This window comes from Terriglobales bacterium (genome assembly GCA_035543055.1).
Taxonomy (GTDB): Bacteria; Acidobacteriota; Terriglobia; order Terriglobales; family Acidobacteriaceae; genus JAIQFD01.
Genome location: DATKKJ010000111.1, coordinates 1 through 10,967, shown reverse-complemented (window position 1 = coordinate 10,967; position 10,967 = coordinate 1). Strand labels below are relative to the sequence as shown.

At 65.5% G+C, this 10,967-nt stretch carries 11 protein-coding genes; 7 read left to right on the top strand and 4 right to left on the bottom strand.

Going from position 1 to position 10,967, the window contains the following annotated elements:
* The coding region (locus VMS96_08060) for a VIT1/CCC1 transporter family protein (protein HVP43373.1) at positions 1–494 on the bottom strand (494 nt) is incomplete at its 3' end.
* A gap of 98 nt (positions 495–592) precedes the next feature.
* Positions 593–1,090, bottom strand: coding sequence for an NUDIX domain-containing protein (locus VMS96_08055; protein ID HVP43372.1), 498 nt, complete (start codon positions 1,088–1,090; stop codon positions 593–595).
* A 153-nt stretch (positions 1,091–1,243) separates the two neighbouring features.
* On the opposite strand from VMS96_08055, the gene VMS96_08050 reads away from it, so the two are divergent.
* From VMS96_08050 to VMS96_08035, 4 genes are all read left to right on the top strand, one after another.
* Entirely contained in the window at positions 1,244–2,164 is a 921-nt protein-coding gene (locus VMS96_08050; protein ID HVP43371.1) for a patatin-like phospholipase family protein, read from the top strand.
* A gap of 101 nt (positions 2,165–2,265) precedes the next feature.
* Complete coding sequence (locus tag VMS96_08045; protein HVP43370.1) at positions 2,266–2,871, top strand: GAF domain-containing protein; 606 nt, start codon at positions 2,266–2,268, stop codon at positions 2,869–2,871.
* A complete protein-coding gene (locus tag VMS96_08040; protein HVP43369.1) occupies positions 2,871–3,731 on the top strand; it encodes a transketolase in 861 nt (286 codons plus the stop codon). Before VMS96_08045 ends, VMS96_08040 begins: the two co-directional genes overlap by 1 nt.
* 27 nt (positions 3,732–3,758) lie before the next feature.
* Positions 3,759–4,724 carry a transketolase C-terminal domain-containing protein gene (locus VMS96_08035; protein ID HVP43368.1) on the top strand — a complete coding sequence of 322 codons (966 nt, stop codon included), beginning with the start codon at positions 3,759–3,761 and terminating at the stop codon, positions 4,722–4,724.
* A gap of 103 nt (positions 4,725–4,827) precedes the next feature.
* On the opposite strand, the gene VMS96_08030 is transcribed toward VMS96_08035, so the two are convergent.
* Positions 4,828–6,102, bottom strand: coding sequence for an MFS transporter (locus tag VMS96_08030; protein HVP43367.1), 1,275 nt, complete (start codon positions 6,100–6,102; stop codon positions 4,828–4,830).
* A gap of 244 nt (positions 6,103–6,346) precedes the next feature.
* Between VMS96_08030 and VMS96_08025 the strand changes: the two genes are divergently transcribed.
* Positions 6,347–8,398: a M28 family metallopeptidase gene (locus tag VMS96_08025; protein ID HVP43366.1), complete on the top strand. Its 2,052-nt coding sequence runs from the start codon at positions 6,347–6,349 to the stop codon at positions 8,396–8,398.
* An 82-nt stretch (positions 8,399–8,480) separates the two neighbouring features.
* Here the strand turns inward: VMS96_08025 and thiC are convergent, their stop codons facing one another.
* A complete protein-coding gene (gene thiC, locus VMS96_08020) occupies positions 8,481–9,923 on the bottom strand; it encodes a phosphomethylpyrimidine synthase ThiC (GenBank protein ID HVP43365.1) in 1,443 nt (480 codons plus the stop codon).
* 190 nt (positions 9,924–10,113) lie between these two features.
* On the opposite strand from thiC, the gene VMS96_08015 reads away from it, so the two are divergent.
* Together VMS96_08015 and VMS96_08010 are read left to right on the top strand one after the other, a co-directional pair.
* Positions 10,114–10,596: a cytochrome c maturation protein CcmE gene (locus tag VMS96_08015; protein HVP43364.1), complete on the top strand. Its 483-nt coding sequence runs from the start codon at positions 10,114–10,116 to the stop codon at positions 10,594–10,596.
* A gap of 79 nt (positions 10,597–10,675) precedes the next feature.
* On the top strand, positions 10,676–10,967 hold a 292-nt coding region (locus VMS96_08010), incomplete at its 3' end, for an ATP-binding cassette domain-containing protein (protein ID HVP43363.1).

The window sequence follows — 10,967 nt, the reverse complement described above, 5'->3', positions numbered from 1 at the left end:
TACGAGCCGGCGATGGTGGAGGCGCTGGTGACCGCGCGCCTGGGGTCGGGCTTCTCCAGACCCAGCTCGAAGCGCATCATGAAATCGATCCACGCCTTGGGGCGTTTGGCCATGGCCGCCACCACCGGACGCACCTCCTCGTCGTTCATTCCATAGGCTTTCAGGATCTCCGCCACCTCGCGTTCCTCCTCGTCGGGCAGCTGGATGATCTCGCGTTCCTCGCGCGCCCGTTCGCTCTCGTAGTGCTCGGCGTCGGAGCGCGCGGCCAGGTATCCGCCCAGTCCCATGGCGATGGAGCCGGCGGCGATCTCGGCCAGCCCGGCGATGACCACCACCCGTGTAGCGCCGATCGCGCCGGAAAGCCCGGCGGCCAGCGCGAAGGGAACGGTCAGGCCGTCGGACATGCCGATGACCACGTCGCGGACGGTCTCGCCCCCGGTGAAGTGGCGCTCGATGTGCTCATGGCGGGGAATGTGTTGCTTGCGGCGAGCCATGCAGGCCTCCGGATTTGCGATTGGTGATTTCTGATTTGTGATTGGGTCCGGGGGACCGGCAAGTCGCAAGTCACAAATCACAAATCGCAAATCGCAAATCACACGACCGCAGGCGCGAGGTCAGGATGGCTTTGGATGTAGGCCATCGCCTTGGCCACCATGTCCCTCTCGCCCTTGTAGGAGAGGACTCTTTCGGCGTCATGGAGCGGGATCCATTCCGCCCGGCTGACCTCCTTGCGCATAGCCGGCTTGATGTCGCCGATCTCTCCCGAGGTGTACTTCAGCAGGTAGAAGCTGACGATCTTGAACACCTTTTCGCCGTCGCCCCAGGAGCGGACATAGGTGTACTTGATGTCCCCGAGCTTGCCCAGGAAGGCGGCTTCCACCCCGGTTTCTTCGCGCACCTCACGGAGGGCGGTCTGTTCCGGCTTCTCCCCCTTGTCCACCAGGCCCTTGGGGAGGGCCAGGACACCCCGGGTGGGCTTGCGCCCGGGCCGAGTCTGGGCGCCCCTGCCGGCCGGTTCGATGACCGCCATGTGCCAGCCGCCGCGCATGTGCCGGATGACCACGCCCCCGGCGGAGATCTCACGCGCCATGGTTACTCCCGGACGTTACTTTCGATTGGACTACGTACCGATGGCACCTTTTCATCCTCTGTTCATGGGGGTTACGCTGCATCACAAGTACAAGCTGCCGCATCCTACCAGATGCGGGCCATGCGCTCGGTCCACGATTGGGGGTGAGGGCCGATGAGTATTTTCAGCAGGTTAGCACGCTCGGCGCAGGCATTCCGTCGCGAACTTCTTCGTTCCGACGAGGGGCGCATCTCGACCCCTGCCCCGACCTCGCGGCCCAAGGTCGGCCTGGCGCTCGGCGGCGGGTTCGCCCGCGGGCTGGCACACATCGGCGTGCTGAAGGTGCTGGAGGAGGCGCGCATCCCCATCGATTTTGTAGCGGGCACCAGTGTGGGCGCCTTGGTTGGCGCGATCTACTGCAGCGGCGTTCCCGCAAAGGAGATGGAAGAGATCGCGGCCCTGGTGCGCTTCCGCGACTTCGCCCGCTGGACGGTCTCGCGCTACGGTTTTGCCTCCAATGACCGGATGACCGTTCTCCTCAACAAGCTGCTCAAGGTCAAGACATTCGAAGAACTGCGCATCCCGCTGGCGGTCACCGCCACCGACTTCCTGACCGGCGAGCCGGTCCTGTTCCGCCGTGGCCCGCTCATCGACCCGGTGCGCGCCAGCTGCGCCTATCCCGGGATGTTCCTGCCGGTGGAGATCGGGGGACGGATGCTGGTGGACGGGCTGCTGGCCCACGCCGTGCCCACCGAACCGTTGCGCAAAGGGGGCGCCGACCGCGTGATTGCCGTCTTCCTGCGCTCCAACCTGATGGACGGTTGCAGCGGCCCGCGCCACGTCTTCGACGTCATCGGGCAGTGCTTCTCCATCGCCCAGTCACGCATGTCGGCGATCTGGCAGAAGGACGCCGATATCGTGCTGGAGCCCGACGTGACCGGCTTTGCCTACGACTGCTTCGACCGCTCCAGGGAATTGGTACAGATCGGGGAAGCGGCTGCGCGCGCGGCCCTGCCCACCATCCGCCAGTGGTTCCCCAAGGCCCCGGTCGCGGCGAAGGCGACCGCTCCCCAGGTGGAGCCGGCCATTCCCTAAGGCGATTGCATCGAAAATGATGCATGAGCATCTCGTTGACCGCCCATGACAGCACGGTTACACTAGCGGCGTTCCCTTCAATCTCTCCTTTAGGACCGTGGATGAAACGCTATCGCTCTGCCCGCGATGTACTGGCAGCCGTCGAGCGAGCCATCGCCGACGACCGCCCGGTACAGCACACCGAGACGCTGCAGGAGATCACCCGCATCCTTCATGACGACCGCCATTATTTCTGGGTAGCCATCTATCTGGTCAAAGCGGACCAGGCGGTGCGGACGGCGTTCTGCGGGCCGGAAGCGGAACAGGAACCGTGCGCCTCGATCGCCCTGGGCCGGGGCAACGTGGGCTCGGCGGCGCAAGACGGCCATGCACGCGTGGTGCCCGACGTCGAAGCCGACACGACCTACCTCCGCTGCTTCCAGCAGACCAAGTCCGAGATCGCGACCCCGATCAAGATCGCAGGGCGGGTGATCGGCGTGCTGGACGCGGAGAGCGAGCGCGTCAACGGCTTCAGCGGCGAGGACCGTGTCTTGCTGAAGGCCGTCTCCGGCAAGCTGGCGCGGTTCCTGACCGGCCGTGGCAAGTACCTGGTGCGCAAGTTGCGTGAGGCCCCGACGCCCACCGCCCAGACTCGCGGTTACCAGCCGGCCTCGGATCGGTCCCTGGAGCAGTCACGCAAAGTGGCTGCGGGAGAGAAACCCCGGTAATGACAGATCGGAAAGTCTCGGTGGATGAGCTGAAGCGCATCGCCAACCGCCTGCGCATCGACATCGTGAAGATGATCGGCGCGGCCGGCAGCGGGCATCCCGGCGGCTCGCTGTCCGCGGTGGAGGTGCTGGTGGGTCTGTATTTCGGGGGCGTGCTGCGCCACGATCCCAAGAACCCGCAATGGCCGGACCGCGACCGCTTCATCCTTTCCAAGGGACACGGCTGTCCGGTGCTCTACGCCACCTACGCCCAAGCCGGCTACATCGATCCCGCGCTCCTGATGACCCTGCGCAAGCTGGGCTCGCCGCTGCAAGGACATCCCGACAAGCGCATGCTCCCCATCCTCGAGGCCTCCACTGGATCGCTGGGCCAGGGCGTCTCCATCGGCATCGGCATGGCACTGGCCGCGCGCCTGGACAAGAAGGACTTCCACACCTTCGTGATGATCGGCGACGGCGAGGCGCAGGAAGGCCAGGTGTGGGAGGCCGCCATGTTCGCCGGCTTCCACAAGCTTGCGAACCTCACCGTCATCGTGGACAACAACCGCCAGCAGCTCGACGACTTCACTCACAAGATCCTCGACCTCTCGCCGCTGGCCGAGAAGTGGCTGGCCTTCGGCTGGAACCCCGTCGAGATCGACGGCAACGATATCCGGCAGGTGCTGCCGGCGCTGGCCGAGGCGCGCGCCGCCACCTTGAAGCCCACCGTCATCATCTCCAATACCATCAAGGGCAAGGGCGTCAGCTTCATGGAGAACAACATCAAATGGCACGGGGTGGCGCCCAAGCCGGAAGAAGTGGAAGCCGCAGTCCGGGAACTGGAAGCGGCCGGGAAACAACTCGCGGGAGCATCCAACTAAGGGGGCGATTTGGAAGCCAGCGCTGCGATGAAAGCGACGACCTCAAAATTCGAGCTGAAGATGGGCGTGGCGACGCGCGAGGCCTACGGCCAGGCGCTCGCCGAACTGGGCGCGAAGAACCCGAACATTGTCGCCCTGGACGCCGACCTGGCGAAGTCCACCTTCAGCGCCAAGTTCCAGGAGAAGTTCCCCGACCGCTTCTACACCTGCGGCATCGCCGAGGCCGACATGGTGGGCATCGCCAGCGGCCTGGCCCTGGCGGGAAAGATCCCGTTCGCCTCTTCATTCGCCGTCTTCCTCTGCGACAAGGGTTACGACCAGCTGCGCATGTGCGTAGCGTATCCTCGGGTGAACGCGAAGTTCGTCGGCTCCCACGGCGGCATCTCCATCGGCGAGGACGGCCCGAGCCAGCAGTCGGTGGAGGATTTCGCGCTGATGTGCGGCCTGGCCGGGTTCGTCGTGCTGCACCCCGCCGACGAGTTCTCGGCGCGCGCCTTGGTGCATCGCATGGCCGAATGGCAAGGCCCGGTGTATATGCGCACCGGCCGGGCGAAGGCGCCGATCATCTACGGCCCCAATGACACCTTCGAGATCGGCAAGGCCAAGGTGCACGGCGCTGGGCGCGATGTCGCCATCGTGGCCTGCGGCTTCGAGGTCGGATACGCCTTGCAGGCGCAGGCGCAGTTGGAAGAGGAAGGGATCTCGGCGCGCGTGGTGGACATGCACACCATCAAGCCGCTCGACGACGAGGCTGTGGCCAAAGCGGCGCGCGAGTGCGGCGCCATCGTCACCGCCGAGGAGCACCTGCTCGACGGCGGCCTGGGCTCCCAGGTGGCGCGCTCGGTGGCCAAGTCCCACCCAGTGCCCATGGAGTTCGTCGGCATCCAGAACACCTACGCGGAGTCGGGCACGCCCGATCAGCTCATGAACAAGTACGGCCTGACCGCGCCGTTCATCGTCGAGGCGGTCAAAAAGGTATTGAAGCGGAAGTAGCCGCTGCCAGGCGCGGGGTTTCGGCGGCGTCACGCGACGGGCATCCGAACCAGTGGCGCAACGCGCGATCCCACTCTTCTTGTATCGCAACCCAATGACTTAGTCAGTCGAGTTCACGCAGTTCCCGACGGAAGCAGTAAAGCCCGAGCGTAGCGGCCAGGGCCACGGCGCACATGCCTTCGATGGCGCGGGCCGCAGTCACCACGCCCGCCAGCGCGCCTGCGATCAGGCTGCCCACGGGCGCGAATCCCAGGAACGCCATGGTGTAGATGCTCATCACCCGCCCGCGCATCTCGTTGGCCGAAAGGTGCTGCAGCAAGGTATTGACGGTGGCCACCATGAGGATCGAGCAGTAGCCGCCTGCCATCAGCAACCCACACGAGAGATAGAAGTTGCGCGACAGGGTGAACAGGATCACGGCAAGGAAGAACGCCGAGCCGGAAAGCACGAGCAGCCGTCCGCGCCGCTTGGTTCCAGCGACCCCAAGATAGGCCACGGTACCGGCTGCTCCCAGCGATCCGAACCCCGAGCACGCCAGCAGCACGCCCAGTCCCCGGGGGCCGGAGTGCAGGATGTCGCGGGCAAAGTAGGGCATGAAGCTCAGGTAGGGGATGCCCAGGAGGCTGGCGAGCGCCACCAGCATCAGCAGCGACGACATCTCGCGGCGGTCACGCACGTAGCGGAAGCCGTCGCCCAGACGCCGCCACAGGGTGGCGCTGATGCCGTCCACTTCCGGCCGCGGGAGGCGCATGCGCACCAGCACCAGCAGCAACCCCAGGAAGCTGATGCCGTTGAGCAGGAAATTCGCGCTCGCCCCGAGCCACGCCATCACCAGCCCGCCCACGCTGGGACCAATGATGCGCGAGAGATTGAATTGGACGGAGTTCAGTCCGATGGCATTGCTCAGGTCCTCGCGCGGCACCAGTTGCGGCACCAGCGCCTGGTAGGCGGGCATGTTCAGCGACATCGCCACGCCGGTCAGCAAAGCCAGCACAACGATCTGGGGAACGGTGATCACCTTTGCATAGCAGAGCCCGGCAAGCACGAGGGCAAAGAGCATCATCGCCGACTGGGTGCAGATCAGCATGCGCCGGCGGTCCATGTGGTCGGCGATGACGCCGCCCAATAGCGAGAACACCAGCATGGGTGCGGCCGATGCGAACCCCACGACCCCCAGCCAAAACGCCGAATCCGACAGGTCGAGTACCAGCCAGCCCAGGGCCACGTTCTGCATCCAGGTGCCGATGTTCGACAGAAAGTTCCCCAGCCAGAAATAACGGTAGTCGTGATTGCGTAGAGCGCGCAGGACCGGCGGGATGATCCGGCTGGGAAGGGCGGCTTCCGGACCCGGGCCTGCGGAGGCGGCAAGCGCCCGCAACTCGCCGTTCGGATCGCCAGCACGCGGCGGCGGAGGGGAAGGACTCGGGCACTCAAGGTCGGGTCCGGACACGCGCGCTTGGTCACCTCATCTCGCTAGTGTAAATTGTCCGCTTGGCACTCCCCATCGAATCCCGCAGCGGCGTGACGCCGGCATGAGATTCCGGCGCCGTCTTGTCGTCCTCGGCTTGTGTCTGGCGTCGCTTTCATCCTCTACTCAGACGCCGCCGTCATCGAAGCCCGCCATGCTGGGCTTCTTCGACCCTGCCGCCCAGTCGGAGATCGACCGCAGGTTCCTTGCGGCGCCGGACCCGCGCCGGGCCGAAGAGCACCTGCGCATCCTGACCTCGGCCCCGCACGTCGCCGGCACCCCGGAGGACCGCGCCACGGCGGAGTACGTGGCTCACCGATTCCGTGAGGCCGGTCTGGAGACGGAGATCGTTCCTTACAAGGTGTGGCTGCCGTATCCCAGCGAAGTGCGGGTGGATTTGGTCGCGCCCAAGGGCGTCACCATGCATGGTCCCACGCCGGAACACGCCGGCAGCGAAGTGGACCGCCGTGCGATCATCGCATTCAACGCCTACTCGGCGCCGGCCGACCTGGAAGCCGACGTCGTGTACGCGAATTTCGGGCGGCCCGAGGATTTCGACACCCTGGCGCAGATGAACGTGGACGTTCGCGGCAAGATCGTCCTGGTGCGCTATGGCGAGATGTACCGCGGGGTCAAGCCCTTCGTCGCCCAGCAACGCGGCGCGGCCGGGGTCATCCTCTATTCCGACCCGCAGCAGGACGGATACTTCCAGGGTGATACCTATCCTAAGGGGCCGTGGCGGCCCCTGGGCGCCGTGCAGCGGGGGTCGGTGGGCTACATGTTCGAGTTCCCCGGCGATCCGACGACGCCCGGCGTGGCCTCGCTCCCCTCGTTGCCGGAGAGCGCCCGCATGCCGCCGCAGCGCTCGGCGGAGATGCCCGGGATCCCGGTCACGCCGCTCTCCCCCGAGGACGCGACACCCATCCTGCAGAATCTCGCCGGGCCGCCATCGCCGCGTGCGTGGCAGGGCGCGCTGCCCTTCACTTATCACCTGGGACCGGGTCCGGCACGGGTGCACTTGCGGCTGAAGTTCGAACAGGCCGAGCGCACCATCTGGGACGTGATCGGCACCATCCGCGGCAGCCGCTTTCCGCAGGAGTGGGTGGTCGCAGGGAACCATCGCGACGCATGGGCCTACGGCGCCGTGGACCCCAGCAGCGGCACCGCCGCCATGCTTGAAACTGTGCATGGACTGGGTGCGTTGCTCAGTTCCGGTTGGCGGCCCAAGCGCACCATCGTGATCGGCAGTTGGGACGGGGAAGAGTGGGGCCTGATTGGTTCGGTGGAATGGGTCGAGCAACACGAGGCGGAGCTGCGCGGCGCCGTCGCCTACTTCAACATGGATACTGCGGTGGCCGGCCCCCGCTTCGGCGCGGCCGCGGTGCCGACCCTGAAGGACTTCGTCCGCGACATCACCAAGATCGTGCCTGCGGCCGGCGGCAAGCAGACTTTGTATGACGCGTGGCAGGCGCAGAGCCCGGAAAAGACCGGCGAGCAGCAGATCGTGGGTGTGTCGCGGCGCTTGCCCCTGGTGCGCCTCAAGGACGATGTCCCCGTCGGTGACCTGGGCAGCGGCTCAGATTACACGCCCTTCCTGCAACATGCGGCGGTGCCCGCGACCGATATCTCGTCCTCGGGACCGTACGGTGTGTACCACTCCGCCTTCGACAACTTCGATTGGTTCAAGCGCTTTGGGGACCCGGACTTCCTCTACGAGCAGCAGATGGCGCGCGTCTTCGGCCTGGAGATCGTGCACATGGCTGACGCCGATGTCCTGCCTTTCGACTTCGAGGCGTACGGCAAAGAGATCGCGGGCTACATCCAGGCGATGGAGAAGAGGGCCGTCTCCGAGCTGGGGAAGGACGCGCCGTCGTTCGCGGATGCAGCGGCAGCCGCGGAACGGCTGAGCCGGGCAGGCGCCGCCCTCACCGCGGCGCAACGCCGCCCGGGCCCGGACGTGCAGTCACTGAATCGGGCACTGCGCGAGGCCGAAGGCGCGCTTCTGCTCAACCCTGGACTGCCGAGCCGTCCCTGGTTCCGGCACGCCATCTATGCGCCCGGACGCCTGACCGGCTATGCGGTGTCGGTCCTGCCTGGCATCGGAGACGCCCTCGAAGTGCACGATGCAGCCGAGGCGCGGCGCCAGGTGCGGGCGCTCACGGAAGCCTTGCAACGCGCAGCGGCTCTGCTCGAAAAATCCATCTGACATTGGAAGAGTTTGCTGGAAAAAGCAAAGGCCGCGCGTCCGCGGCCCAAACATCTCCTAGCTACTAACTACCAGCTACCAGCTACTTCATTCCTGCGATCTTGGTCACCAGTTCCGAGAAATCCTTCTTCTCCAGCCCATGCACCTGCTTGTTGTACTCATCGACCTTGGACGAGTAATTCATGGAGCAGAACTTGGGGCCGCACATGGAGCAGAACGCCGCCTCCTTGTAGAACTCGTCGGGCAGGGTCTCATCGTGCATGGCGCGGGCGGTCTCCGGATCGAGCGAGAGCGCAAACTGTTTCTCCCAATCGAACTTGTAGCGGGCGTAGCTGAGGGCATTGTCGCGGTCCTGCACTCCCGGGCGGTGCCGCCCCAGGTCGGCGGCGTGGGCGGCGATCTTGTAGGCGATGATGCCGTCCTTCACGTCCTTCTCGTTGGGCAGGCCGAGGTGCTCCTTGGGCGTGACGTAGCACAACATGGAAGCGCCATACCAGCCGATCATCGCCGCCCCGATCGCCGACGTGATGTGGTCGTAGCCGGGCGCGATGTCGGTGACCAGCGGGCCGAGGGTGTAGAACGGCGCCTCGTTGCACCACTCGTTCTCTTTGTCGACCTGCTCTTTGATCTTGTCGATCGGGATGTGGCCGGGGCCCTCGATCATGACCTGCACGTCGTGTTTCCAGGCGATCTTGGTCAGGTCGCCGAGGGTGCGCAGCTCGGCGAACTGCGCCTCGTCGCTGGCGTCGGCGATGCACCCCGGCCGCAGGCCGTCGCCCAGGGAGAACGACACGTCGTACTTCTTGAAGATCTTGCAGATGTCCTCGAAGCGCTCGTAGAGGAAGTTCTGCTTGTGGTGGTGCGCCATCCATTGCGCCAGGATGGCCCCGCCCCGGCTGACGATGCCGGTGATGCGATCGGCCACCAGCGGCAGGTACTGGATCAGCACCCCGGCGTGGATGGTCATGTAATCCACGCCCTGCGCCGCCTGCTCTTCGATCACCTCGAGCATGATGCCGGCGGTCAGGTCTTCCAGCCGCTTCACCCGCGCGATCGCCTCGTAGATCGGTACCGTGCCGATGGGTACCGGCGCGTGCCGCAGGATGGCCTCGCGGATCTCGTGGATGTCGCCTCCGGTCGAGAGGTCCATGACCGTGTCGGCGCCGTAGTGCACGGAAGTGTGCAGCTTCTTCAGCTCTTCTTCGATGTTCGAGGTGACCGCGGAATTGCCGATGTTGGCGTTGATCTTGCACAGCGACGCCACCCCGATACACATCGGCTCCAGCTCGGGATGGTTGATATTGGCGGGGATGATCATGCGCCCGCGCGCCACTTCGTCGCGCACCAGCTCGGGCGACAGGCGCTCCCGCCGCGCCACATATTCCATCTCCTCGGTCACCACGCCCTGGCGGGCATAGTGCATCTGCGAGAAGTTGCCGTCCTTGTTCTCCGCCTTGCGCCGCGCGATCCACTTCCCGCGCGGCTTAAGGACATCGTCACCGTTGCTGCCGTTGCTTCCGCTCATGAGTCCGTCAGCCTCTTCCCAATCCGCATTATACGCCCCGAACGCTGGCGTCCCGCGCAGCGCCGGCGCCCTCGGCGACGGGCACGCGGGCAGTCCTCACCCTGCGTCCTGTGAGAAGCGCTTCCCATCAATGGCGAGCACCTGACGCGCTTGACCCACCGCTCTCAGGGCCGTAAAGTTGAAGCAGGACATGGGGCCTTCCAGCAATAAATTCGTGAAGTTCGGCGCTGCCATCGGCATCATCGTGGTGGCCCTCGCCTACCTGGCTTTCACCGGTGTGCAGCAGAGCAAGAGCTACTACGTCACCATCAAGGAACTGAAGAAGATGGGTGACGATGGCTACAAGAAGCGATTGCGCGTGGCCGGGAACGTCGAGCCCGGCTCCATCAAGCGCCGCGGCACTCATGTTGAGTTCACCCTAGTGGAAGAAGGCCATCTTCTGAGCGTGGAATACACCGGCACGGAAGCGCCTCCGGACACATTCGTGGACAACGCTCAGGCTCTGGCCGAGGGCACCTACGGCCGCGACGGCGTCTTCCACGCCAAGATGCTGCAGGCCAAGTGCGCCTCCAAGTACGCTCCTAAGCCGGACGGCACGCAGCCGACCGGCAACACCACGCCCCTCAGGACCACCGAGAACATCACACCAGCGAGCGGCACGACCGCTGACTGAGGCACGCGAGCTGTCCACTGGCACCATCCCGCCCGTCGTTCTCGAGAAAGTCACCAAGGTTTTCGGACGCTTCGCCGCCTTGCGCGAAGTCAGCATCACCTTCAATGCCGGCCGCCTGTACGCCATCTTCGGTGACAACGGGGCGGGGAAGAGTACGCTGCTGCGGGTCATCTCCGGTTTGGCGCGCCCGACCAGCGGCACGGTGACCTTGCTGGGCGCCGGCGACCTGCGCTCCGTCCTCGGCCAGATCGGCTACATGGCGCACGCCCCGCTGCTCTACGACGAGATGACCGGTCTGGAGAACCTGCGCTACTTCGCGGGGCTGTATGGAGCTGTGGACGAGGACCGCCTGCGGGAAGCCATCCGTACCG